This is a genomic window from Herbinix hemicellulosilytica (assembly GCF_002904165.1).
GTDB classification, from domain to species: Bacteria; Bacillota; Clostridia; order Lachnospirales; family Lachnospiraceae; genus Mobilitalea; species Mobilitalea hemicellulosilytica.
Map to the genome: position 1 here is coordinate 165,620 of NZ_CVTD020000008.1, position 25,003 is coordinate 190,622.

Consider the following 25,003-nt stretch of genomic DNA (forward strand, 5'->3'; position numbering starts at 1 on the left):
TAATAGCTTTAAGGAGGATTTGAATTATGGATATGAAAAAAGTTAAAGAAATTATAGCAGAGCAATTGGGAATAGACGCAGAGGAATTAAGACCCGAGACATCGCTAAAAGATGATTTAAATGCAGATTCTTTGGATCTTTTTCAAATTATTATGAGTCTGGAAGAAGAATTTGATATTGAGATACCAACAGAGGATACCGAGAACATAAATACAATAGGTGATATTGAGGCTTATCTGGAAAAAAGATTGGAAAATGTAGAAGAATAGTAAGAAATCTATTTAGACAGGAGCTTAAAAAATGAAATCACGAATATGTGAGATGTTAAATATTGAGTATCCCATATTTCAGGGAGCTATGGCATGGATAGCAAATGCTTCCCTGGCAGCAGCCGTATCAGAAGCCGGAGGACTCGGAATTATAGCGGGAGGTACCGCTCCGGTGGAACTTATTAGGGAAGAGGTCAGGAAAGCAAAAAAAATGACGTCCAAACCTTTTGGAGTAAACATAATGCTCTTAAGCAATAATGCCAATGAGATAGCAAAAATGGTTTGCGAAGAAGGGGTTAAAGTGGTTACCACCGGTGCCGGGACTCCGTCAAAATATATGGATATGTGGAAAGCCCATGATATAAAGGTAATACCTGTAGTTCCTTCCGTAGCCATAGCCAAAAGGATGGTAAGATGCGGTGCTGATGCGGTTATTGCCGAAGGCACAGAAGCGGGGGGACATGTCGGGGAACTGACTACTATGGTACTTGTTCCGCAGATTGTCGACGCGGTGGATGTACCTGTTATAGCAGCCGGCGGCATAGCAGACGGCAGGCAGGTTGCCGCAGCGTTTATGCTTGGGGCTGAAGGGGTACAGGTCGGGACCCGGTTTTTAACCGCATTTGAATGTACTATACATGAAAATTACAAGAAAAAAGTACTTAATGCCAAGGATATTGATACCGTTGTTACAGGGCGCCGTACAGGACATCCGGTGAGGGTAATTAAAAATAAATTAAGCCGAAAATTTTTTGAGCTGGATGAAAGCCTGGCTTCGAAGGAAGAGTATGAAAAGCTTGGATCCGGAGCATTGGCCAGAGCTGTTTTTGATGGGGATATGGAGTACGGAAGCATTATGGCAGGACAGGTTGCCGCAATGGTAAACAAAGAGCAAAGCTGCAAGGAAATAATAAAAGAAATGATGGAAGATGCATCAAAACTGTTAAATAAAGACTGGAATTAGAATAGGGTGGTTTAATGAGGAAAATAGCGTTTATCTTTCCCGGTCAGGGCTCACAATATGTCGGCATGGGAAAGGAGCTGTGTGACAGTTTTGAGCAATGCAGGGAAGTATTTGATATTACAGATGAATGCCTGGGTTTTAATTTTTCTGAGATGATATTTAACGGAAAGAAAGAAGACCTGGACCGGACCGAAAATACGCAGCCGGCTATTGTTACCGTTTCCCTTGCGGCATATGCGGCTTTAAGGACATACAATGTTATGCCCCATGTAACGGCTGGCCTTAGCCTTGGCGAATATACCGCTTTAACGGTCAGCGGTGTCTTTACCCAGTCCCAGGTAATCGGTCTGGTTAGAAAAAGAGGCAGATTTATGGAGGAAGCTGTTCCTGAAGGTAAGGGTAAAATGTGTGCCGTTTTGGGTCTTACCGAAGAAAAGGTAAGGGAAGTTTGCCAAAAGGCAAAAGAGTATGGCCTGGTAGAACCGGCAAACTTTAACTGTCCCGGACAGATAGTCATAGGAGGGGAAGCAAAAGCTGTGGAGGAAGCGGCTAAAATAGCCGAAAGTGAAGGTGCTTTAAAATGCATATTCCTTTCGATGAGTACTCCTTCTCATACGGAATTGCTTTTTCCCGCGGCAGAAAAGCTAAAAAAAGAATTGGACAATATAACCCTGGGACATATGAACATTCCGGTTATAAGCAACGTTACCGCCGATTATATTAAGTCGGTGGAGGATGTTAAAGACTTGCTGTACCGACAGGTAATGAAAAGTGTTTTGTGGGAACAGTCTGTGCGAAAAATGGTTGAAGACGGAGTAGACCATTTTGTTGAGGTGGGACCCGGTAAGACCTTATCCTCTTTTGTAAGGAAAATCAACCGCAACCTTAAGGTATATCATGTGGATGATATAAAATCCCTGGAAGAAACCGCAGCGGCACTGAAAAAGATAAACTAATCGTAGTAAAAACAATGAATGGGATTAAAGAAACCATTACTTTAGATTATCAAGACATTATATTAAAGCCTAGATGCGAACTTAAAAATAAACAGATAATAATATAATTTTTTGCACTTATATTTATAAAAATAATTAAGAAATGGAGTCGGATATGCTTAAAGAAAAAATCGCTGTAATAACAGGTGCCGGAAGAGGCATAGGAAGAGCAATAGCATTGCAGTTTGCAGAGTATGGTGCAAAGGTGGTTTTAAATTACAGAAACAGTTTATCACAGGTTGAGGAACTTATCCAGACCATAAGCAGGCTTGGCGGTGAAGCTATTGCAGTCAAAGCCGATGTAAGCCGGGAAGAAGAAGCAAAATACCTGATTGAGGAAGCAGTAAAGAAATATAATAAGATTGATATTCTGGTTAACAATGCAGGCATTAATAAGGATAATTTGCTAATGAGGATGACAGAAGAAGAATTTGATGCCGTTATGGATGTCAATTTAAAAGGCACATTTTTTTGCATGAAGCATGCGGCAAAGATTATGTTAAAACAGCGATACGGAAAAATTATAAATATATCCTCCGTTGTAGGATTAGCGGGCAATATAGGCCAGGCAAATTATGCCGCATCTAAAGCGGGGGTAATCGGCTTGACAAAATCGGCTGCCAGGGAGCTAGCCCGTAAAGGTATAACGGTAAATGCCGTTGCACCGGGATTTATAAAGACAGACATGACTGATGCGCTTCCCGATAAGGTAAAGGAAGCTAGCATTGCTGCTATTCCGATGGGCCGTTTTGGAGAAGCTTCCGAAGTTGCAGGCGCCGTATGTTTTCTTGCATCTGAAGCTGCCAATTATATAACTGGCCAGGTGTTGTCTGTAGACGGTGGAATGGTTATGTGATTATATTATATGCCGAATTAAACGGCATGGAGGGAAACTGCATGAATTACAGAGTAGTGATAACAGGTTTGGGCGCTGTTACGCCCATTGGAAACAACGTCAAAGAATTTTTTGACAATGTCAAAGCCGGAGTTTGCGGTATTGACTTTATTACAGGCTTTGATACGGAAAATTTTGAAGTCAAATTGGCCGCATCTGTTAAAAATTTTGATCCGAAGCCATATATCGATGTAAAAGAAAGCAGAAGAATGGACCGGTTTTCACAATTTGCCGTAGTGGCCGCCGCTCAGGCTTTGGAAGATGCTGCTATTGATCCTGAAAGCCTGGATAAAGACCGCTTTGGTGTGATAGTCGGTTCAGGCATAGGCGGGCTTGCGAATATTGAAAAACAGGAAAGAGTCCTTTTGGAGAAAGGACCAAGAAGAATAGATCCTTTATTCATACCTATGGTTATCACAAATATGGCTGCGGGCAATATAGCCATAAAATTCGGAGCCAGGGGAATATGTTCCAATGTAGTTACAGCCTGTGCCACCGGCAGCCATTGCATTGGTGAAGCTTTCAGGTATATCAAGCACGGGTATGCCGATGTTATTTTAGCCGGAGGGACCGAAGCTTCAATTACTCCTTTAGGTATTGCCGGTTTTAATGCTCTAAAGGCATTGTCGACCAGCAAAGATCCTCTTAGGGCCTCAATTCCTTTCGATAAAGAAAGAGACGGTTTCGTTATGGGAGAAGGCGCAGGTATATTGCTCCTGGAAGAATATGAACATGCCAAAAAAAGAGGAGCCAAAATCTATGCGGAAATAGTCGGTTACGGAGCAACTTGTGACGCTTACCATATTACTGCCCCGGACCCTGAAGGATACGGCGGCACATTATCCATGAAAAATGCCATGAATGAAGCGGGTATTACCCCCAAGGATATCTCTTATGTGAATGCTCACGGTACAAGTACACCGATAAACGACAGGCTGGAAACTCTGGCAATGAAAGCAGCTTTTGGTAAAGATATATATAATATCCCTATAAGTTCAACTAAATCCATGATAGGACATTTGCTGGGAGCAGCCGGGGCCGTGGAAGCAATTGTGTGTGTAAAGGCTATTGAAGAGGGCTTTATACCCGCGACTATAGGCCTTAAGGTTAAAGATGAGGAATGCGATTTGGATTATGTACCAAATACCGGCAGAGAAGGAAAGCTATCCTATGTAATGTCCAACAGTTTAGGTTTCGGAGGCCATAATGCAAGCTTAATCTTTAAAAATATGGAGGTATAGCCGTGAAATATAATGAAATAATCGGCCTGATGCAGGAAATGACCAAGGCCGGTCTCAGCAAGATTTTGATTGAAAAAGAAGATTTTAAGCTTATTCTCGAAAAAGACGGGGTAAAAACAAGTGAACCGGACCTTGCATCCGATGTAAAAGAAGCAAGACCGAATATTAATGATGCAAAATCTGCTGAAATTAAACCGTTAGATTCTCAAAAAGAAATCACAGAAGAAAAAACGGATAACAAAGATAGTAAAGATATAGATCAGTATAAAAAGATTGTAGCTCCAATGGTAGGGACATTCTATGCTAAGCCTGCTCCGGATAAACCGCCTTATGTACAGGTTGGGGATAAGGTGAAGAAAGGGCAAATAGTCTGCATTATTGAGGCTATGAAACTTATGAATGAAATCGAAAGCGATGTGGACGGGGAAATTGTGGAGTGCCTTGTAGAAAATGAGCAGATGGTAGAATACGGCCAACCCCTTTTCCTTGTTAAGTAAGAATTGCTTTCTCTTATAAAAGCTGTGCTTATAAAATCTCCGACTTCTAATAAAAAATCATTTGTGCTCTTTGTATAAAGACGTTAAGTAAATTTTAGATTTGATGTAAGTTTATAAATTTTTATTTTGGATTCTAAGGAAAGCTATACTTGAATATATAAAATTTTGACGAATCATGTTATATTAAATTTTGTATAAATGGAAAAAATAGGTTGCTATGGTCATAGAAAGGGATTATTATGTTAAATGTAGATGATATCCAAAAAATAATACCTCACCGTCCACCTTTTCTATTGGTGGACCGTATAGATGAGCTGGAACCGGGAATATACGGGTTAGGCGTTAAAAACGTTACAATGAATGAACCTTATTTTGCAGGTCATTTTCCGGGAAAAGCTGTTATGCCGGGAGTAATTATCCTGGAAGCTCTGGCACAGACAGGAGCCATAGTTATGCTTTCCTTAAAGAAAAATGAAGGCAAAATCGTATATTTTGGAGGTATGGATAAAGTAAAATTCAGACGGCAGGTAGTTCCAGGAGATGTTCTAAAACTTGAAGTAAAAATAATAAAAGACAAGGGTAATTTCGGAGTGGGTTCTGCGGTCGCTTATGTAGAAGATGAAGTGGCAGCAGAAGCTATACTTACATTTGCAATAATGTAAAATGCATAAGCAGATGGGAGAATCAGAATGTTTCATAAAATATTGATTGCAAATCGCGGAGAAATTGCAGTTCGGATTATCCGTGCCTGCAAAGAAATGGGCATTGAAACCGTGGCTGTATATTCCGAAGCGGACAGGGAAGCTTTGCATGTGCTGATGGCCGACGAAGCGGTATGCATAGGTCCCGACAGGTCGAAAGACAGCTATCTGAATATGCAAAATATAATAAGTGCCACCGTTCTCACAGGAGCTACAGCCATTCATCCCGGCTTTGGCTTTTTGGCGGAAAACAGTGCTTTCGCCAGAATGTGTGAAGATTGCAACATAACATTTATAGGACCAAATGCAGATACGATCGAACTGATGGGAAATAAATCAAAAGCCAGAGAAACCATGCAAAAAGCAGGGGTTCCCGTGATACCGGGCTCTGACGGAGAAATAGAAAGCATAAAGGAAGCAAAAAAACTTGCGGAACATATAGGATACCCCGTTATGATAAAAGCCTCAGCCGGAGGCGGGGGCAAGGGCATGCGGGCGGTATACTCCGCCGATGAGCTTGAGAAAGCCATTATGTCAGCCAGAAGTGAAGCAAAGGCTGCTTTCGGCGACGATAAAGTCTATATGGAAAAGCTGATTATTAATCCCAAGCATGTAGAATTTCAGATTTTGGCAGACAAATACGGAAACGTAGTACACCTTGGGGAAAGGGACTGCTCCGTCCAAAGGAGAAATCAAAAACTTATGGAAGAATCCCCATGTCCGGTTATGAGTAAGGACCTTCGTGCCAAAATGGGAAACGCGGCAGTAAAAGCAGCAAAAGCCACGGGGTATGTCAATGCGGGAACCATAGAATTTTTACTTGATAATCAGAATAATTTTTATTTCATGGAAATGAATACGAGAATCCAGGTAGAACATCCTGTGACAGAGATGGTTACCGGAATTGATTTAATAAAGGAACAGATAAAGATAGCGGCCGGTGAAAAACTTAGCTTTCGCCAAAAGGATATTGAATTTAGAGGCCATGCTATCGAATGCAGAATTAATGCTGAAGATCCTAAACGGGGCTTTATGCCTTGTCCGGGTCTAGTGAAAAATGTGTTGTTCCCGGGAGGCCCGGGTATCCGGGTAGACAGCGCCTTATATCCCGGCTATATGGTGCCGCCCTGTTATGATTCTATGCTGGCGAAAATTATAGCCCACGGTAAAAACAGGGAAGAAGCTATAGACAGGATGAAGAGGGCTCTTTCGGAGCTTATAATTGACGGCATAGAAACAAACGTTGATTTTCAATTTGAGCTTTTTGAAAGGGAAGAAATCATCTCGGGACATTATAATACAGGCTTAATCGAAGGAAAGAAGTAATATGAATAAAAATTTGTTTAGGACAAAAAAATATGCCACATCAAAAATCTACCGTTCAAGACCGCAGGATAGGTTGGGACCTGAAGAAGAAAAACCGAATGTACCCCAGGGGATTATGACAAAATGTCCCGCTTGCGGCAATATCATTTATACTAAACTTCTTTTAAAGAATATGAAGATATGTGAATGTGGATATTATTTTAAAGTATCCGCATATGAACGGTTGGCCATGGTTATGGATGAGGATACCTTTGTTGAAACGGATCAGCAGCTTACGACAAGGGATCCTTTAAACTTTCCCGGTTATGCCGATAAACTGGTCAAAACCCAGAACGCAACCGGCCTTGTGGACGGCCTTGTTACGGGAAAAGGCAGCATATGCGGTATTACCGTATATATAGGGGTTATGGATGCTGCCTTTTTTATGGGCAGTATGGGTACCGTTATCGGAGAAAAACTGACCAGATTATTTGAAAGGGCAACGAAAGAGAAGCTTCCTGTCATTATCTTTACCGCATCCGGCGGGGCGAGAATGCAGGAAGGGATTTTCTCTCTTATGCAGATGGCCAAAGTAAGCGGTGCCGCATCAAGGCACAGCGAAGCGGGATTATTGTATATTACGGTACTTACTGATCCCACAACCGGCGGTGTTACCGCCAGTTTTGCCATGCTGGGGGATATTATACTGGCGGAACCGGGAGCCCTAATCGGTTTTGCGGGACCGAGAGTTATCGAGCAGACCATAGGGCAGAAGCTTCCCGAAGGTTTTCAGAGGTCGGAATTTTTACTTGAACACGGTTTTGTGGATATGATAGTGACAAGAGATAAGATGAGAGAAACTTTGGGAGCACTGCTAAAACTTCACTATAAAGAAAATCCCCGTTATTTTGCAAATCCGGCAGATAAACCGAGTAATATCATAGAAGAAAATACGGAAAATACTAATGATAATTCGGAAACTGACAAACCGTAGAATAATTTACAGATAAACCGGAAAATTTTATCCGGCAATAATAAGAATAATAAAATAAGTATAGAAATCTCAGGTATAATTGATAATGATGCCTGCGCACATGAATAATACAGAATTAAGACATGCAAATAGTTAGGAGGGGCGCAATGGAATTAACACCTTGGGAGAAAGTAAAATTGGCACGGATGCCGCTTCGGCCTACCGGACTTGATTATATCGAAAGGATATTTGACGGTTTCATTGAATTGCACGGTGACAGATTTTACGGTGAAGACCGGGCAATTGTAGGTGGAATAGCCTTTTTTAATGACATTCCGGTTACGGTTATAGCCCAGCAAAAAGGCCGAAATACAAAAGAGAATATAGCAAGAAATTTCTCCATGCCTCATCCCGAAGGATACAGAAAAGCCCTTCGCTTAATGAAGCAGGCAGAAAAATTCGGTCGCCCCATAATCTGCTTTATTGATACTCCCGGTGCCTTCTGCGGTATCGGTGCCGAAGAAAGGGGGCAGGGAGAAGCTATCGCTACCAATTTGGCTCAGATGATGATGCTTAATACCCCGATTATATCTGTAGTTATTTCCGAAGGAGGAAGCGGCGGTGCTTTGGCTATCGGAGTGGCCGATAGGGTATATATGCTGGAACATGCTATTTATTCAATTCTTTCTCCGGAAGGGTTTGCCAGCATATTATATAAAGACGCTTCCAAAGCCGAAACAGCCGCAAAGGATATGAAACTGACGGCACAGGACTTATACCGGTTCGGAATAATTGACGGGATTATACCCGAACCTCCGGGAGGGGCCCATAACGACTATGACTTTGTGGCAAATAAGGTAAAGGAAGTCATTAAAAAGGATATTGATGAACTTATGACTTTGTCTTGCGACGAAATGAGGGAAAGACGTTATAAGAAATTCAGGAACATATGATTCATAATAATATTATATATAAACGGTAATTAGAAAAAAATAATACTACAAATTATTAATTTAAATATAAATAAGGCAAGCCGAAACAGTATAAGCAGTTTGGTTTTGCCTTCAGTTTCGGTTTGTCTTAGTTATTGTAAAAATTCCTCCGTAAGGACATTTTAAATCCTGGGTCTTTACAGGTCTGACAAATTGAAATTCGTCAATCAGGCTTCCCAGTTTTTCTCCTTTTGATTTAATTAAAGCCACCACATGGGGTAGCCGACACTATCGACAGCTAGCAAGTCAATTTTTTCCTGTCTTCTTTTTTAATCACTTTTTATCCCCTTTCTGTTAATTAATTCCAAAATTGATTTTTGGGCTTGAATCTTTCCGTAGATTTTAATTGATTTTACGGTTGCTTCAAATAATTCAGGACTTATATCTTTATCAATAAGCAAAATCCCCATAACCATTATGTGAAGCTTTTTATTCGATTTCATTGCGTCTGAGAGTGCAGCCTTTCTTAATCTGTAAATGCCGATTCCGCCTTGTACCTGGCTTTCAGGTTCAAATGAATTTGCTTTGGTCTGTAGGTATAATCTTTCGATATCAGATTTGTGCATCTCAAGTTGGTTGCGTATAGCTGTTCTGATAAAATCACTTCTGTTTGTATAAATCATGTTTTCAACAAGCAAATCTATCTGTGCCAATTCCATTATTCCGATATTTATAGTAGCTTTTTCGGTTCTGTTATTGTCCATATATACCATCCTTTTTACTAATATTAAATTTTAATAAAAATACTCCAAAAACTATGCTAATATACTCTGATTGGAGTATATATAGAGTATAATTTAAATTACAATAATTGTCAATGAGAATTTACATTTAATGGAATCTACCTGAAGTTTAAAGTGAATTTCAAATAAGTTTTGATTTATATAAAAACCTCCTATGTTATCAGAATGAGAGTTATAAATCTCAAAGATAACATAGGAGGTTTTTACCTTATATATGTTATACATGATTAAGTTAAGTAGCAAAATATTTAATGAAAGTTCAAGCGCTTTTATAAATTGTGATTATCTTTAAACTCTTTGGGGGAAAGTCCTGTCACCTTTTTGAACAGGGTGGAAAAATATGAAAAGTTATCAAATCCTACAGCTTCTGCTATATCACTGATACTTTTATCACTTGTAAGAAGCAGTTCTTTTGCTCTTTCAATCCGATATTCATTTATATAGTTTTTAAGGGAGATACCAGTTTTCTTTTTATATACTTTTGCCAAGTATTCGGGAGTTAAGTAAAATTCGGCAGCAATTTGATTTCTGCCTATATCTTCATGATAATGTTCATGTATATATTGGTTTATTTTAGATATTAAGTTGGAGGATTTTTTTATTTCTTTTTCGTATTCAAATGTCTTCTCTAATAAATAGTTAACCCACCGAATCATATCGACGGTTGATTCTAAAGCCCTGTCCGATAATTTAATATAATAATCTTCATGAAACAGTTTCGTAGCCTGAATACCCTTTTGCATAAGGTCGGCAAAGACCACCTGTGTAATTTCCTGTTTTATAAGATAAAGCGAATATGTGTGCAGACGATTATTGAGGCTCAGTTCATTAAAAGTTTGCTTAAGGTAGTTTAGTATCAGGCTTTTGTTCATTTCTGTTACATAGCTTGCCAATTTGCTTATGTCAAGTATCTGAATCTCGTTTTTATCCGGTATTTTAATTTCATTCTCAAAAACGACGCAATTATTGACACCTATGTTATAGTACATTAACTGTTCAAGCTTTTGCCTGAATTGTGGAATCTCTGAAATTTTGCATTGGTTGCTTATGCAGCAGGTTATTACGGAAGAAAATTTGTCTTTGTAAGTATTGATCAGTTTATTGCATTTAAACTTCAGAGATTCACAATCGTTATCTTCGGATATTACAAAATAATGGACATAGTTATCGGTGGCATGAAATTTAACAACACTGTCATTTTCGCTTTTTCCGGAAATAATTTCAGAAATAGCATTCTCAATTACAAAATCAAATACACTTTTTTGATATTTTTCAATATCCTCTTCAATATTGCTTAGTTTTATATAGATAATCGTATATAAATGTTCGGTATTTATGCTTAAATGCCTTTCTTTAAGATCATTTATAATTTCGGTTTTGTCCTTATAATTACCTTCCAATAGCTGTTTCCAGAAATCTAATTTTACAAAACGCTGATTTTTTTCCAGCCATTTTCCGTATTCGCTGCTTCTTTGAAGATTTCTTTTTTCAGTTATTTTATTTACTATTTTCTGAAGGTTTAATTTCATTATATCCATGTTAAAAGGTTTAGTAAGATAAGCCGAAGCATTATACTGAATGGCATCGGCAGCATATGAAAAACTTTCGTGACAGGTTAAAAATAAAAACTCACAATCAAAATTTTTCTCTCTTACCCATTTTAACAAATCAAGGCCTGATTCCTGAGGCATCTCAATGTCGCTGATTATAATATCTATATTGTTTTGTGCAATTAATCTTTTTGCACCGGATACATTATAGGCGGTAAATACACCATCAATTCCCATATCGGACCATACTATATTATTTTTTATTACGTCTACAGTTGCAAAATCGTCATCTACTATTAATACATTCATCTATATATCATCCAATCTGACTTATAAATTATTCAATAAACTTGTTTTTGGTTTTTCTGGGAACATAAATTTTATTCAGACAACCGAACGGATTCAGGTTTTCAATTTTTATAAGTCCTTCTTTTTCGTACATTATTTCCATCATGCGTTTCATGCTCCATAATCCAACTCTGTTTCCTGTATCGTCGGGTTTTTTATTATTGTTCATATAATCAATTACTTCTTTAGGATAACCTTTCCCGTCATCTTCAATTTCTATTAACAGCATGTCCTCATTCTGGTATGTTTGCTTACTGACTTTAATCAAAATAGTTAAAGTATTGTCCAGTGATACGGCATGTTTAAATTCATTTTCGATAAAAGTGTGTATAATCATTTGCGGTATTTTCCATTCTTCCAACTCTTTGGGAAGGTCAATAAGGTAGAATACACTTCCCGGATATTTCAGTTCCTGCATCTCGAAGTAATTCTTTACATGATTTATTTCTTCCTTGACCGTTACAGTCCGAAGGCCTGCCCTAAACATATATCGGATATTTTTGGACAGAGAATTTATATATGTGTTGATATCTTCAAATTTTCCCTGACTGCTAAGGCTTGAAATTGTCGTTAAGGCATTTAAAAAGAAATGTGGCCTTATCTGTAGTTTAATACTTTTAAGTTCCATATCCTGAAGTTCAATTTTCTTTTCGTAACTTTGGATTTTTAAATTAACGATTTCATCTACCATTTGATTCGTAACTTCCTGCAGCATTTGAAATTCTCTTCTTCTGAAGTTGCCGCTTATACGGGTTTCATATTCCCCGTTTTTTATCCTTTCTATATCGTTTACAATATGCTGCATAGGTAATGCAATTTCTTTTTTTGTAAATTTTAATACATAAACCATAAACAGCATAGTAAGGCAGACTGCAGCAGCTACTATTATCATACCTATATTGGTTTGCTTAAGAATACTGCTTTTTTTGGCAATACTGTATATATATAGCTGACCGGGTACTATTTCTTTTTTTGCCTGATAATAGTTATCAGAGGATATACCGTTTATATTCTGACCGGGTGAAATTTCACCGGTTACAGAGCCCCAGACTCTTCCTATGATACCGTCTTTATTTACAAGAACAATAGAGTGATTGCCGTTTCCTTCTGCGGCATGATCGGCCAAAAAATTATTGATACTGACATATATGGCTATAGCCCGGCTGTCGGAAAGCAGCATCTTATATAAATACGTTTCATTATCCTTTTCAAGGAAATTCCATTCAAAGCTGTTGATTTCCTTTGTTTTAACAACATCACCGGTAAACTTTCGCAGGCTGTTCTTTTTGTTAAAATTAAATCCGGATTTAATGGCATCAAGGCATATATCGTAATTTGCATCATATATGACCAGTAAGTCAACATTTTCTTTTCCCTGCAGCAATTCCTGCATATAGTTATATAACGAAATCGATGCCAGTATACGCTCGTTGCTGTTGCTGCTTTTTATCTTTGCAAGATCAACATTTCTTGATGTTATATTCTTAAGCAATCCGTCCATTTCATTTATGCTGTTATAAGCTTCATTACTGTAAATGGCAAGAAAAGATTCTGATGAATCTTTAATTTCATTTTCCAGGATCTTGTATGATGAGAACAGAAAAATTCCCAATATGGTAAACAGCAAAACAGTTAAAATTATTAATAATCTGAATATGTCGTTTATAAAAGATTTTTTTTTCATCTGCCATCTGCTCCGAATTATAATATTTATCAATAGAGTATACCATAGTTCGACAATTCTTTCATGTATTATTATATTTTATAAAAAAAATAATATATCTTATAATTGAAAAAATAAACCTTAAATTTAAAAGATTGTAATATGCTTCGATGGTATGATGGTGTTACAAAGGAGGGAATAAATATATGAAAATATGGAAAAAAGGTTTGATTATTGCGTTATCACTAATTATGGTAATCGGATTGGCGGGATGTGGCAAATCTACTACCGGTGAAAAGGATAAGGATGGTTCTAAATCCGGAGAAAACAAAAGCTATGACAAGGTAGTATATGCATATGCAACATTTAATAATATCCCTACTTCCGAAGTACTGGACACGGTAGAAGAGGAAATAAACAAAATTACCAGGGAGAAAATCAATGTTGAGGTTGAATTATTACCTATAGCAATCTTTGATTATTCTTCCAGCGTAAGCCTTGCTCTGCAGGGTGGAGAACAGATTGATTTATTTCAATCTTTAGGTGATTTTAACAACAGTGTTTCCAGTGATATGGCATACGATATTACGGATATGATTGATGTTTATGCAAAAGAAACCAAAGAAATTTTAGGAGAGGATATACTGGCTGCATGTGTAAAAGACGGAAGACTGTATGGTATTCCTACTTACAAGCCTTATGCCTTGACTCCTATGGTGGTTTATAAACAGGAAATTGCGGACGAGCTGGGCATAGACATGAGCCAGGTAAAGAGTGTATTTGATCTGACCGATGTATTAAGGAAAGTAAAAGAGGCTTATCCTGATATGACACCTCTTGTGCCCGTACAAACAGGAACATCCGGAGTTAATATGACTATTCCGGAAGTTGATTATTTAACTGACGACTATTTCAGTCCTAAGGGTGTACTTATGGGCGATAGTATGACAGTTGTTGATTACTACGGTACAGAGGAGTTTGCGGAAATTTGCAGATTGGTAAGGACCTGGTACAATGAAGGCCTTATTTTGAAAGATGCAGCTACAACAACAAGTACATCCACAGAACTTATGTCTTCAGATAACAGCTTTTGCTATATAGCATCATACAGCTATCCGCCTGAGGATACCGCGGCATCTATCTCTGCCCAGGTAGGAAATATTCCTTTGGGAGCTGTTCAGATAGGAGAAGCTTATCTGGATACAACATCTATTAATGCTCTGACCTGGATGGTATCTTCAACATCCAAAGTACCTGAAGCAGCATTAAAATTCTTAAACCTGACATTTACCGATCCTGACGTTATTAACCTGATCATATACGGTATTGAGGGCAGAGATTACGTTATGGATGAAGAAGGATATGTATCTTATCCCGAAGGTCAGGATGCTTCAAGCGTTCCCTATACTGCACAGTTAAGTTGCGGAACTTTGGGTAACTTTTTCCTTATGCATCCGATGAAAGGAACAAAGAAAGAATCTCTTATCTGGGAAGAAGAACAGAACAAGCTGGCAAAGAAATCTCCGGCAATGGGCTTTACTTTTGACTCCAGTGAGGTTAAGACTGAATATACGGCTGTAAGCAACGTAATTCAGCAATATCTGCCGGGATTATTATGCGGCAGTGTCGACCCTGAAGTGGTTATTCCTGAATTCAGAAGTAAGTTGTCGGATGCAGGTCTTGATGCAATTATAGCAGCAAAACAAAAACAACTTGACGAATGGCTGAAGAATAAGTAATTGGAGACAGATAGATATGAAGAAAGTTGTAAGCAAAAAAAACAGGGGACTGACCAAAAGTGGTCCCCTACTTTTAATAGCATTACCGGGCATTGTATATCTCATTATTAACAATTATATACCGATGTTTGGAGTATTTTTGGCCTTTAAGGATTACAGCTATGTAAAAGGTATTTTTGGCAGTGACTGGAACGGTTTTGATAACTTTAAATATCTGTTCAGACAGGATGCTTTATTGATTGTAAGAAATACTATACTTTATAATCTGGCTTTTATAGTGATCGGAACTGTCTGTGCAATTTTGGTTGCAATACTAATGTGCGAACTGGGTGAAAGATTCAGGGTAAAGATATTCCAGTCGTCACTGCTTTTGCCTAATCTGCTTTCATGGGTTGTAATCGGGTTTATAGGATATGCATTTCTTAATGCCGACACAGGATTTATCAATAAAACAATTATAAGGCTTTTTGGGGGTAATGAAGTTGCCTGGTATACCACTCCAAAACCATGGCCATTTATATTGTTGTTGGTTTACCTGTGGAAAAACGTCGGCTACAGCAGCATTATATACATGGCTAGCATTGCCGGTATAGACAAAAGCATTTTTGAAGCGGCTAAAATTGACGGGGCAAAAAAGATAGAGCAAATAAGATATATAACAATTCCTATGCTTAAGCCCACTGTAGTCATTCTTACACTGATGGCAGTAGGAAGAATATTTTATTCAGACTTCGGCCTTTTCTATCAGGTACCGATGAACTCAGGTGCTTTGTATGATGTGACCCAAACCATAGATACTTATGTATATCACGGTTTGATGGAACTTAAAGACATAGGAATGGCTGCTGCAGCGGCTCTTTACCAGTCGGTAGTTGGATTTGTCTTGGTCGTTACAGCCAATGCCGTGGTAAGAAAAATCGACAGAGAAAATGCATTGTTTTAGTTTAGGAGGAAATTATGTTTAAACAGACAGACGAAAAACGATTCAGGATATTCTCCACGGTGTTTTTATGCTTACTTACCATTATTGCACTACTTCCAATAATTTTGATAGTTATTGCATCGTTTACTGATGAAAAATCTTTATTATCTTACGGATATTCATATTTTCCCAAAGCGTGGAGCTTTAATGCATATATTTATTTGATTAATCAAAGCAAATTGATTTTAAGGGCTTATGGAGTAACGGTTTTTGTAACGGCGGTAGGAACGGTAACAAGTGTATTGGTTACAACCATGCTGGCTTATCCGATGTCGCGAAAAAACTTTAAATACAGAAATCTGCTTTCATTCTTTGTTTTCTTTACCATGTTATTTAACGGTGGTATCGTATCCAGTTATATGATGTGGACCAATATATTTAAAATCAAAAACACCATTTGGGCATTAATAATACCTAATTACCTGGTTACAGGATTTAATGTATTCTTGGTAAGAAACTATTACTCAAACAATGTACCTGATGCCATAATTGAATCTGCCCAGATTGACGGCGCCACCGAGATGCGGATATTTTGGAAGATTATTATACCCTTATCCGTACCTACCATAGCCACAATAAGCCTCTTTACCGCCTTATGCTATTGGAATGACTGGCTGAACGGCTTGTATTATATTACTAAGTCTGAATTGTTTGGTATTCAAAATCTTCTTATTAAGATAATGAATAACGTGCAATTTTTAAAATCAGGTTCATCAAATTATCTTGGAGTAGGCAATATGAATTTGCCGGGCACTTCTGTCAGAATGGCGATGGCTGTTATCGGAATTTTGCCTATTGTGATAATATACCCGTTTGTTCAAAAATATTTTATTAAAGGTGTAATAGTAGGGGCTGTTAAAGGATAAAAAGCATTATAGGGGTTATATGAAAAAATCAAATATTGTTCATACAGACAGAAATAATCATACGTATAAATTATAAAGAATCCTTGGGACAGGTTCTTAACATGACCAGTAAGTATCTTTTGTTCGGATCAACTTTGCGAAATATCAGTGCAATAATATTACCGGATATTTTAGCACCACTATAAAATGATACTACGGGTGCTGTTAAGAGACCTGTCCTTTATAAAAGCAGCCTTACAACTAAAGTAATGAATTTATATTTTATATTAAGATCAATATCAAATGTTTGTAAATATTGATAGTCTTAGCAATAAAATGCCGCAAAGACTATGAATAAGACGGCAGATAATTTAAGAATACATATTTAGCAGTTGTTGGATGAACAGAAATATTCAAGGTATAGTCTGATAAAAATTTGGAGGGTATATATGAAGCTGGATGCTGAACATATCATGACACTGCATGTGGAGTGCAAAGACAGCCTGGAAGTTAAAAACGACGGGAGAGGTTATTTGAGAGTTATTCCTATAGTAGGCGGAAGTGTAGAAGGCAAAATAAACGGTGAAGTAGTCTGTGGCGGTGCGGACTGGAATACCTCATATGAATCAGGTATTGCCCATGTATGTGCAAAATATCTTATTAAAACAACTGACGGAGAGTATATAGATATACAAAATGAGGGCATAATTAAATTTGATTTGGAATCAAAAATTAAAACCACTCCCAGATTTAAGGCAGATATGAACGGGAAGTATAATTGGCTTAATTATGGTGTATATGTTGCCTCTTTAGATGCGGGAGAAAAAGTGGGGCAGGTAGTAATTACGGTTTACAAATTAGATTAGATTTAAAAACAGGGCGGTGAAAATATGAAATGGAAAATGGCCTGGAGTTACCAGCCCATAAACCACAATACGTGTATAGGTACAATCACAAATACAACATTAAGAGGGTTTTTTAAAAATAATTTAAATGGGAATAAGCTCAGAATAAGATTTTCAAATCCGTATTCTCCGGAATCTTTGATATTTGACCATGTAACAATAGGAAAAAGAATAAGCGGTGATATAGAAGGTTTCCATACTGTTAGATATAAGGGAAATGAACTTATAAAAATAGAACCGGGAGATGTTTTTACAAGTGATGAAATTGATATGGATATAAAGCCTGGTGAAGATATAGTTTTGTCCATATATATTAAGGATACAGCAAATATTTACTGTGTTTGTTCCACATGGTCGGCAAAAAGCTGGAACACAAAATACGGTATAGGCAAGGATTATACCCTGGACAAGTCTTTCCCCGAAACTGATAATTACGATATATATCCCGTACTTCAATATGATGTAAACAGGGCAAATCATATTTTCGGCATAAGTGCTATTGAGGTTTTGACAGACGATAATGTAAAAACCATGGCTCTCTTTGGGGATTCCATAACCCACATGTCTTACTACAGCGACGTTCTGACCGATAAAATTATAGAAAAATATCCAGGAAAAATTACAATAGTAAACCGAGGTATTGGGGGAAACAGGCTCCTTCATGATTATACCCGCTTGGCGGAGATACCAAGCGGCGGCACTATATTTGGCGGCCCCGGTATAGAGAGGTTTGAAAGAGATATATACAGGTGGGATGTACCGGATTATGTAGTGGTTTTAATTGGAATTAATGATTTTACCCATCCTTATTTCTTTAACCGTAATGATGAAATTATTACTTTGGAAGAATACAAGAAGGGACTGCTAAGACTAATTGACCTGGCTCATTCAAAAGGAAGCAAAATATATATAGGCACCGTGATACCATTCAAGAAAGACAAACTTGAATGGTTTGACGAGGTAGAAAGCCTGCGAAATGAAGCCAACGAGTGGATAAGAAAGCAAAAGGAAGCAGACGGGTATATAGATTTTGACCTGGCTGTAAGAGATGCCGATGATCCTGAAAAAATTGATGATACTTGCCATATTGGTGACGGAATACATCCCAACGAAGAAGGCGGAAAAAGAATGGCTTATGCCGTACCGCTCGAATTATTATTAAAGGAGGATTAATATGACTGTAAGAGAGGTTATAGATAAAATTATAGAAAAAACGGGAGCATGCCCTTTGCCTTTTGATAAAACCTGTGATCTTTTGATAACTGGAAATTACGATACAGAGGTTACGAAAATTGTAACAACTTTTATGGCTACCGTGGAGGTAATAAAAAAGGCAATTGAAATAGGAGCCAATATGATTATTACTCATGAACCGACATGGTTTACCGGCATTGATAAGACCGATTGGCTTCAAAACGATCCGGTATATATAAAGAAAAAGGAGCTTATAGACAAGCATAATATAGCCATATGGAGATTTCATGACCATATGCATATGGGAACAGAAGACGGAATATACAGGGGCTTTAACATGGAATTTGGATGGGAAAAGTACAGAATCAATAATCCCGATTCCATGAAGCATTTTGGAGTATGCTACCAGCTTCCCGAAACAACCTTGGAAGAACTTTGCAACTTTTTTAAAGAAAAACTGGATATGAAAGTTGTTCAGATTATAGGCGACCCGAAAATGAAAGTTGAAAGGGTAAGCGTTCTTGTTGGTGGCGGAAGTCTTGGGCTTGGAAGGGAAGAAATGCCCATGCAACTTATGAATGAAAACAACCTGGATCTTTTGATTTGCGGAGAAATTACCGAATGGACCACTTGCGCATATGTAAGGGATGCTGCCGAACTCGGTTTTAACAAAGGTATGCTTATTTTAGGCCATGAAAGAACCGAAGAGCCGGGAATGAAACATCTTGTATCCTGGCTTAAGGACATAGTAGGCGATACGGAAGTGCATTTTATAGATTCAAAGGAACCTTTTCAGTATTTATAAATGATTATTAATATGGAATAAATTTAATGTTCCATAATTTTATTGCCGTATCTTTGATTGTCCACTATAATTAAATTATATTTTAATATAGTGGAGGTAATTATGCCTAGTATACGGGATGTGGCCAAAGAGGCCGGAGTAGGTGTCGGAACGGTTTCAAGAGCTCTAAGCGGAAAAGGTTATGTGGCGCCGGAAACTAAGAAAAAAATTTTAGAGATAGCAAAAAAACTTGATTATAATCCCAATGAAATAGCTAAGAATTTAGCCAGTAAACGAACAGGAATAATCGGAATAGTCGTACCTGATATCGAGAATCCTTTTTGGGGAAAATTTCTTAAATATACTGAAATAGAATTATATAATAACGGGTTTAAGGCTTTGATATGCAATACAATCGGTGTAAGCAACAGGGAACAGGATTTTATTGATTTAATGAAACGAAAAGTAATAGACGGACTAATAGTTGCAGCCCATTCACTAAACAATGAAGCATATCAGGGCCTTAAGCGACCGGTTATCAGTTTTGAAAGAGATATGGGGCCTAATATCCCTCAAGTCTGCTCCAATCACAAACAAGGAGGCAGACTTGCTGCAGAAAAACTTTTAAAAGCCGGATGTAAGCAGGTTATTCAGCTGGGCGGTACCTATAATGGTTTTACTCCTGCAGATGAACGGCATTATGAATTTAAAAGAGTTATGGAAGCAGCAGGAGCCAGTGTAACAACAATAGGCATGACATGGGATATGGTCAGTTATGAACATTACCGCAGGACTATGGAAAATTATATGGAGTTATTCAGCAAAGTAGACGGTATATTTACGGCTGATATCGGGGCTTATTTTTGCCTGGCTTTTGCTAAAAAGAAAGGAATAAGGGTTCCTGAAGACTTAAAAATCATCGGATTTGACGGACTTGAAATAACAAGGATGTCAGACCCTCAAATAACAACTATAGTACAGGATATCCCTGCTATGGCACGAATTTGTGTGGAGTGTATGAGAGACATGCTTAATGGGCAAAAAGTAGAATCGAAATATATGGTAGATGTTAAGGTCCAGGAAGGTGGAACGGTTTAATGCGTTCTATAAATCTGAAATATTAATATATTAGTAACAGAGCAAAATAGTAATATAATTTGTTTAAAACATATAAAATTTATACACTTTTTTGTAATTGACAAAATGGATGGAAAATTATATATTTTAAATGGAAACGTTTCCACATACATATGATAAATTTTTCTGTTATCTAACATTGATATTTTGATTAATGAAGGTTTATAAACAAGACTGAGATAAAGCGGCACTTATAGACGGATGCTGCTTTTACGTTATTAACCAATAAGTCAGCGGATTATTCTCCTATGATTGCCAAATTGGTAAGGGGATAATTCCAATCTTAGTATTTTATTTATTTGAACAAGGATATATAATAGAAGGTGTAGTTTTAGGCCGTGTAAAAGGTTAATTAAATTGTGGAACAGATTAAAAAGAGTAAATAATGAATGGGGGTAGTATCTATGGCTATTTTCCAGGTAGATGTATATTCAAAATCATTAGCGAAAAGTACTTGTTTTCATATGGTAATACCTAATGATGTTCCTCCAATGATGATTGAGGGTAATGAAAACTATAACAGGAAGATGAAAACATTGTTCTTACTCCACGGTTATTCGGGGGCGAGTAAGGATTGGTTACTCGGAAGTTCCGTTCAGGAGCTGGCTATTAAGTATAATATGGCTGTAGTTATGCCATCAGGTGACAACAGCTTTTATTTGGACGGAAAAGGAACAGGAAGAGCCTATGGAACATATGTAGGGCAAGAATTGGTCGATTATGTCAGAAAGACATTTAATTTGGCCATGAACAGAGAGGATACCTTTATAGGCGGTCTTTCTATGGGAGGATTTGGAGCTATCCGTACTGGCTTATATTATCATGAAACCTTCGGTAAAATTGTGGGTCTTTCTTCGGCGTTAATTATCCATAATGTGAAGAACAAAAAAGAAGGTTTTAAGGACCCCATAGCAGATTATGATTATTACACTTTGGTATTCGGAAACCTGGATAAATTGGAAAACAGCGTAAATAATCCCGAATACCTGATTAAGAAGCTAAAAGAAGAAAACAAGCAAATACCTAAAATATATATGGCTTGCGGAACTGAGGATTTTCTGATTGAGGAAAACAGGGCATTTTTCAAATTTTTAAAGGATGAAAATATTGATGTAGAATATGTTGAAAGTCCCGGAGCTCATAACTGGGATTTCTGGAATGCTTATCTTGAGCCTTCCATCAAGTGGTTGTTGAGTAATTAGACCGCTCTTAATTTTCTACATGCCAATGTTTTAAACAGTAAAGTTAAGGACATTATATACTAAGGAACATAAATCAGGAGGGCTTATACATGAATTTTAAAGACAATGAAACCGGCAGGCTAAACAGGGTTATTGACCTGGAATCAATACTTGAAAATTTATCCGGTATATATAATATCGATGACACAGAAAATATACCGAAAGGTGATATGCCCGGAGATAAAATAAAAATAGGCGAAAGTCATATAAAAAAGGCTCAGATAATTCTCCCGAGGCTTCTTAAAATGCTTGTTCCCATTTTAAACGAGAATCCCAATAAAAGAGCGGTTGTTGCGGTTTGCGGAGGCTCCGGGGTAGGTAAATCGGAAATAGCATCTTTACTGTCTTACTATCTGAATAAATTGAATATAGGAAGCTACACCTTATCCGGTGACAACTATCCCCACAGAATACCCAAATATAATGATGCGGAAAGGCTTCGCGTATTCAGGCAGTGGGGGCTAAAAGGGCTTATAGCCGGAGGAGAATACATTGGCGACAGACCGCAGATTCTTATGGAACTGCAAAAGGAAAACCAGGATTCCAATCCCGAACTTGTAAATAAATATCCGTGGTTAGCCATATATCAGAGGTCCGGAAGAAGCGGTCTTAAGAATTATCTTGGAACATCGAATGAAATTAATTTTGATGAAATTTCTGGTATTATTTCCCAATTTAAAAACGGTGCTGATTCAATATATTTAAGAAGAATGGGCAGGGAAGAATCCGAGTTATGGTATGAAGCAGTCGATTTCATGGATAAAAATGTAATAATAATTGAGTGGACTCACAGCAACAATGACAATCTGCTCGGAGTTGATATTCCTATTCTACTAAACAGTACTCCTCAGGAAACTCTTGAACACAGAAGGGCAAGAAACAGGGACGGAGCGGTTGACAGCCCGTTTACTATGATGGTACTTGAAATTGAGCAAAAATTGCTGATATCACAGGCTGCAAAAGCTAAGCTTATTGTGTCAAAAAGCGGGGACATATTGTCTTATGAGGAGTTTATCAATGTAATGGTAAAACAGCAGTAAAATGAAATTCGAATAAAGCCTGCCTGATATGCTAAGTTTAGGTAGACTGTATCGGCAGGCTATATTAACAGGCAGGATACGGCTATAAAAAATACTGCCTGTTGGCATAACGATATAAAAAGTATATGACTAATTTACGTTTGATAAATTTTATACAATATAGTAAAAAGGAACGGGAATAACTATGACTAAGCAAGGATTATTACAAAATGCCGGTCCCATGTTCAATGCTTATCCTGACAGCATAGGAGGAACATTGAATGATTGTGTAGAACTTCTTAAGCTGCCGGAGTTTGAAAATGCATTTAGGGCATTTTATATTTTGCCAAGCCTTTTCAATACAGATCTTGACAGGGGTTTTTCGGTAATTGATTATGAGTTGAATGAGGCATATGCCTCCAATGAAGATTTAAAAAATTTAAAACAGTTGAATATAGAGCTTAAGCTGGATTTCATTTTAAACCATTGTTCTGTACTTTCAAAACAGTTTCAGGATATTATAAAAAACGGGGAAAAATCAAAATACACGGATTTCTTCATCAACTGGAACAAGTTTTGGGACGGGTACGGAGAAATGACAGAAGAAGGATATATCCGCCCTTATGACGAATATATCAAAAATATGTTTTTCAGAAAACCCGGACTTCCGATTTTGATGGTAAGGATGCCTGACGGCAGGGAAGTACCCTATTGGAACACTTTTTATCAGGAAGTAAAATATAATAAAATCACAAGTTATGAACTCATAAAAAACCTGAATATCCAGTATGTAACTGCTGAAAGAATAGCAAATCTGGTAAACAGTGCCCTGGATGAAGGAAAGAAACCGATTGAAATTGATTTTACAGGCTTTGAAAAATACAAAGATGAGGTAATAGATTTACTTGAAGCAAACAGGCATTATCTAGGCCAGATGGACCTTAATATAAAGTCGCCACTGGTATGGGAGTTCTATGATGATACCTTAAAAAAATTAAAAGAGTACGGAGCGTCGATAATTAGGCTTGATGCATTTGCATATGCTCCAAAAGAACCGGGAGAAAAGAACTTTTTAAATGAACCGGGAACATGGGAGCTGCTTGAACGGGTAAGAGAATTGGCTGATAAATATCAATTAACGCTTTTACCTGAGATACATTCAAGATACGAAGAAAAAGTTCATGAAAAATTAGCCGAAAAAGGTTATCTTACTTATGATTTCTTTTTGCCGGGATTAATTATTGATGCATTGGAGCGGCACAATAATAAGTATTTAGTTAAATGGTTTTATGATATTATTGAAAAGAATATAAAAACCGTAAATATGCTGGGGTGTCATGACGGAATTCCCCTGCTGGACTTAAAGGGCCTGATTCCTGATGATGAAATTGACCAATTAATCAGTACGATTGTATCAAGAGGCGGAATGGTAAAAGACCTGCACGGTAAGAAAAATATATATTATCAGGTTAATTCTACGTATTTCAGCGCCCTTGGAGAAGACGAAAGAAAACTTCTTTTGGCCAGAGCCATTCAAATTTTCACTCCCGGTATACCCCAGGTATGGTATCTTGATTTATTTGCAGGAAGAAATGACTATGAGGCGGTTAAAACGGCAGGACCGGGAGGGCATAAGGAAATTAACCGTACCAATTTGACTATGGATCAGGTAAAAGACGGTCTTAAGACAGATGTTGTAAGACAGCAGTTAGAATTACTAAGATTCAGAAATACTTTTCCTGCATTTGGCTTTAATGCCAAATTGCAAGTTATAGAATCAGAACCGCATATATTGAAACTCAGGTGGGAAAAAGACTCCTGCAGTGCAACACTCACAGCCAATTTGAAGGATTATTCCTTTGAAATATCGGGTGTAGATGAAAATAATAATATTATAAATTTTAATTCAAATAACAATAATTGGTAGGTTGTTATTACGAAATGAAAACACATAGTGAAGATACGTTGTAATTTATACGCGTAGCACACTATGTGTTTTTTTAAGCATTTATCCGTTTTTG

Annotated in this window: 22 protein-coding genes and 1 pseudogene; 19 read left to right on the forward strand and 4 right to left on the reverse strand. The window is 37.5% G+C overall.

The features are described 5' to 3' along the window. The first annotated feature begins 26 nt into the window (after nucleotides 1-26). The 9 genes and pseudogenes from acpP (at nucleotide 27) to HHT355_RS14000 (ending at nucleotide 8,793) form a co-directional block, all read left to right on the forward strand. Nucleotides 27-269: an acyl carrier protein gene (gene acpP, locus HHT355_RS01775; RefSeq protein ID WP_103201741.1), complete on the forward strand. Its 243-nt coding sequence runs from the start codon at nucleotides 27-29 to the stop codon at nucleotides 267-269. Between the two features lie 31 nt (nucleotides 270-300). Continuing rightward, the gene (gene fabK / locus HHT355_RS01780) at nucleotides 301-1,233 is read left to right on the forward strand and encodes an enoyl-[acyl-carrier-protein] reductase FabK (RefSeq protein WP_103201742.1); all 933 of its coding nucleotides are present in this window, start codon (nucleotides 301-303) and stop codon (nucleotides 1,231-1,233) included. Nucleotides 1,234-1,247: 14 nt separating this feature from the next. Continuing rightward, entirely contained in the window at nucleotides 1,248-2,189 is a 942-nt protein-coding gene (fabD, locus tag HHT355_RS01785) for an ACP S-malonyltransferase (protein WP_103201743.1), read from the forward strand. Between the two features lie 154 nt (nucleotides 2,190-2,343). Continuing rightward, nucleotides 2,344-3,084, forward strand: a complete 741-nt coding sequence (gene fabG / locus HHT355_RS01790; RefSeq protein ID WP_199179139.1) for a 3-oxoacyl-[acyl-carrier-protein] reductase — start codon at nucleotides 2,344-2,346, stop codon at nucleotides 3,082-3,084. A gap of 41 nt (nucleotides 3,085-3,125) precedes the next feature. Next, nucleotides 3,126-4,364, forward strand: coding sequence for a beta-ketoacyl-ACP synthase II (fabF, locus tag HHT355_RS01795; protein WP_103202018.1), 1,239 nt, complete (start codon nucleotides 3,126-3,128; stop codon nucleotides 4,362-4,364). A 2-nt stretch (nucleotides 4,365-4,366) separates the two neighbouring features. Next, on the forward strand, nucleotides 4,367-4,861 hold the full coding sequence (gene accB / locus HHT355_RS01800) for an acetyl-CoA carboxylase biotin carboxyl carrier protein (RefSeq protein ID WP_242967492.1): 495 nt from the start codon (nucleotides 4,367-4,369) through the stop codon (nucleotides 4,859-4,861). Between the two features lie 239 nt (nucleotides 4,862-5,100). Then, nucleotides 5,101-5,523, forward strand: coding sequence for a 3-hydroxyacyl-ACP dehydratase FabZ (fabZ, locus tag HHT355_RS01805; RefSeq protein ID WP_103201745.1), 423 nt, complete (start codon nucleotides 5,101-5,103; stop codon nucleotides 5,521-5,523). Nucleotides 5,524-5,550: 27 nt separating this feature from the next. Beyond that, nucleotides 5,551-6,888 (forward strand): acetyl-CoA carboxylase biotin carboxylase subunit, encoded by a 1,338-nt coding sequence (locus tag HHT355_RS01810; RefSeq protein ID WP_103201746.1) that lies wholly within the window; start codon nucleotides 5,551-5,553, stop codon nucleotides 6,886-6,888. Nucleotide 6,889: 1 nt separating this feature from the next. Next, nucleotides 6,890-8,793, forward strand: a pseudogene (locus HHT355_RS14000) (acetyl-CoA carboxylase carboxyltransferase subunit alpha). 111 nt (nucleotides 8,794-8,904) lie between these two features. On the opposite strand, the gene HHT355_RS13560 reads toward HHT355_RS14000, so the two are convergent. The 4 genes from HHT355_RS13560 to HHT355_RS01835 all read right to left on the reverse strand — a co-directional run bounded on the left by HHT355_RS13560 (nucleotide 8,905) and on the right by HHT355_RS01835 (nucleotide 13,157). Beyond that, on the reverse strand, nucleotides 8,905-9,045 hold the full coding sequence (locus tag HHT355_RS13560) for a hypothetical protein (protein ID WP_158245861.1): 141 nt from the start codon (nucleotides 9,043-9,045) through the stop codon (nucleotides 8,905-8,907). A gap of 56 nt (nucleotides 9,046-9,101) precedes the next feature. Next, complete coding sequence (locus HHT355_RS01825) at nucleotides 9,102-9,536, reverse strand: CopG family transcriptional regulator (RefSeq protein WP_103201749.1); 435 nt, start codon at nucleotides 9,534-9,536, stop codon at nucleotides 9,102-9,104. 308 nt (nucleotides 9,537-9,844) lie between these two features. Continuing rightward, a complete protein-coding gene (locus HHT355_RS01830) occupies nucleotides 9,845-11,434 on the reverse strand; it encodes a response regulator transcription factor (RefSeq protein WP_103201750.1) in 1,590 nt (529 codons plus the stop codon). A gap of 28 nt (nucleotides 11,435-11,462) precedes the next feature. Continuing rightward, nucleotides 11,463-13,157, reverse strand: coding sequence for a sensor histidine kinase (locus HHT355_RS01835; protein WP_103201751.1), 1,695 nt, complete (start codon nucleotides 13,155-13,157; stop codon nucleotides 11,463-11,465). A 185-nt stretch (nucleotides 13,158-13,342) separates the two neighbouring features. On the opposite strand from HHT355_RS01835, the gene HHT355_RS01840 reads away from it, so the two are divergent. From HHT355_RS01840 to HHT355_RS01890, 10 genes are all read left to right on the forward strand, one after another. Then, on the forward strand, nucleotides 13,343-14,875 hold the full coding sequence (locus HHT355_RS01840) for an ABC transporter substrate-binding protein (RefSeq protein WP_103201752.1): 1,533 nt from the start codon (nucleotides 13,343-13,345) through the stop codon (nucleotides 14,873-14,875). Nucleotides 14,876-14,891: 16 nt separating this feature from the next. Further along, on the forward strand, nucleotides 14,892-15,818 hold the full coding sequence (locus HHT355_RS01845) for an ABC transporter permease (protein WP_103201753.1): 927 nt from the start codon (nucleotides 14,892-14,894) through the stop codon (nucleotides 15,816-15,818). A 14-nt stretch (nucleotides 15,819-15,832) separates the two neighbouring features. Continuing rightward, complete coding sequence (locus tag HHT355_RS01850) at nucleotides 15,833-16,723, forward strand: carbohydrate ABC transporter permease (protein ID WP_103201754.1); 891 nt, start codon at nucleotides 15,833-15,835, stop codon at nucleotides 16,721-16,723. Nucleotides 16,724-17,151: 428 nt separating this feature from the next. Then, the gene (locus HHT355_RS01855; RefSeq protein ID WP_103201755.1) at nucleotides 17,152-17,568 is read left to right on the forward strand and encodes a DUF3237 domain-containing protein; all 417 of its coding nucleotides are present in this window, start codon (nucleotides 17,152-17,154) and stop codon (nucleotides 17,566-17,568) included. Nucleotides 17,569-17,592: 24 nt separating this feature from the next. Then, on the forward strand, nucleotides 17,593-18,780 hold the full coding sequence (locus HHT355_RS01860; protein ID WP_103201756.1) for a GDSL-type esterase/lipase family protein: 1,188 nt from the start codon (nucleotides 17,593-17,595) through the stop codon (nucleotides 18,778-18,780). 1 nt (nucleotide 18,781) lies between these two features. Then, on the forward strand, nucleotides 18,782-19,606 hold the full coding sequence (locus tag HHT355_RS01865) for a Nif3-like dinuclear metal center hexameric protein (protein WP_103201757.1): 825 nt from the start codon (nucleotides 18,782-18,784) through the stop codon (nucleotides 19,604-19,606). Between the two features lie 102 nt (nucleotides 19,607-19,708). Beyond that, nucleotides 19,709-20,683, forward strand: a complete 975-nt coding sequence (locus tag HHT355_RS01870; RefSeq protein WP_103201758.1) for a LacI family DNA-binding transcriptional regulator — start codon at nucleotides 19,709-19,711, stop codon at nucleotides 20,681-20,683. A gap of 443 nt (nucleotides 20,684-21,126) precedes the next feature. Next, nucleotides 21,127-21,924 carry an alpha/beta hydrolase gene (locus HHT355_RS01880; RefSeq protein ID WP_103201759.1) on the forward strand — a complete coding sequence of 266 codons (798 nt, stop codon included), beginning with the start codon at nucleotides 21,127-21,129 and terminating at the stop codon, nucleotides 21,922-21,924. Between the two features lie 89 nt (nucleotides 21,925-22,013). After that, on the forward strand, nucleotides 22,014-23,003 hold the full coding sequence (locus HHT355_RS01885) for an adenylyl-sulfate kinase (protein ID WP_242967493.1): 990 nt from the start codon (nucleotides 22,014-22,016) through the stop codon (nucleotides 23,001-23,003). Between the two features lie 184 nt (nucleotides 23,004-23,187). After that, on the forward strand, nucleotides 23,188-24,909 hold the full coding sequence (locus tag HHT355_RS01890; RefSeq protein ID WP_103201760.1) for an alpha-amylase family glycosyl hydrolase: 1,722 nt from the start codon (nucleotides 23,188-23,190) through the stop codon (nucleotides 24,907-24,909). The last annotated feature ends 94 nt before the right edge of the window (nucleotides 24,910-25,003 follow it).

Excerpts from the sequence above, each read along its gene's own strand:
- acpP (WP_103201741.1), top strand. The coding sequence starts at position 27 with ATGGATATGAAAAAAGTTAAAGAAATTATAGCAGAGCAATTGGGAATA.
- fabK (WP_103201742.1), top strand. The coding sequence starts at position 301 with ATGAAATCACGAATATGTGAGATGTTAAATATTGAGTATCCCATATTT.
- fabD (WP_103201743.1), top strand. The coding sequence starts at position 1,248 with ATGAGGAAAATAGCGTTTATCTTTCCCGGTCAGGGCTCACAATATGTC.
- fabG (WP_199179139.1), top strand. The coding sequence starts at position 2,344 with ATGCTTAAAGAAAAAATCGCTGTAATAACAGGTGCCGGAAGAGGCATA.
- fabF (WP_103202018.1), top strand. The coding sequence starts at position 3,126 with ATGAATTACAGAGTAGTGATAACAGGTTTGGGCGCTGTTACGCCCATT.
- fabZ (WP_103201745.1), top strand. The coding sequence starts at position 5,101 with ATGTTAAATGTAGATGATATCCAAAAAATAATACCTCACCGTCCACCT.
- HHT355_RS01810 (WP_103201746.1), top strand. The coding sequence starts at position 5,551 with ATGTTTCATAAAATATTGATTGCAAATCGCGGAGAAATTGCAGTTCGG.
- HHT355_RS01825 (WP_103201749.1), bottom strand. The coding sequence starts at position 9,536 with ATGGACAATAACAGAACCGAAAAAGCTACTATAAATATCGGAATAATG.
- HHT355_RS01830 (WP_103201750.1), bottom strand. The coding sequence starts at position 11,434 with ATGAATGTATTAATAGTAGATGACGATTTTGCAACTGTAGACGTAATA.
- HHT355_RS01835 (WP_103201751.1), bottom strand. The coding sequence starts at position 13,157 with ATGAAAAAAAAATCTTTTATAAACGACATATTCAGATTATTAATAATT.
- HHT355_RS01840 (WP_103201752.1), top strand. The coding sequence starts at position 13,343 with ATGAAAATATGGAAAAAAGGTTTGATTATTGCGTTATCACTAATTATG.
- HHT355_RS01845 (WP_103201753.1), top strand. The coding sequence starts at position 14,892 with ATGAAGAAAGTTGTAAGCAAAAAAAACAGGGGACTGACCAAAAGTGGT.
- HHT355_RS01850 (WP_103201754.1), top strand. The coding sequence starts at position 15,833 with ATGTTTAAACAGACAGACGAAAAACGATTCAGGATATTCTCCACGGTG.
- HHT355_RS01855 (WP_103201755.1), top strand. The coding sequence starts at position 17,152 with ATGAAGCTGGATGCTGAACATATCATGACACTGCATGTGGAGTGCAAA.
- HHT355_RS01860 (WP_103201756.1), top strand. The coding sequence starts at position 17,593 with ATGAAATGGAAAATGGCCTGGAGTTACCAGCCCATAAACCACAATACG.
- HHT355_RS01865 (WP_103201757.1), top strand. The coding sequence starts at position 18,782 with ATGACTGTAAGAGAGGTTATAGATAAAATTATAGAAAAAACGGGAGCA.
- HHT355_RS01870 (WP_103201758.1), top strand. The coding sequence starts at position 19,709 with ATGCCTAGTATACGGGATGTGGCCAAAGAGGCCGGAGTAGGTGTCGGA.
- HHT355_RS01880 (WP_103201759.1), top strand. The coding sequence starts at position 21,127 with ATGGCTATTTTCCAGGTAGATGTATATTCAAAATCATTAGCGAAAAGT.
- HHT355_RS01885 (WP_242967493.1), top strand. The coding sequence starts at position 22,014 with ATGAATTTTAAAGACAATGAAACCGGCAGGCTAAACAGGGTTATTGAC.
- HHT355_RS01890 (WP_103201760.1), top strand. The coding sequence starts at position 23,188 with ATGACTAAGCAAGGATTATTACAAAATGCCGGTCCCATGTTCAATGCT.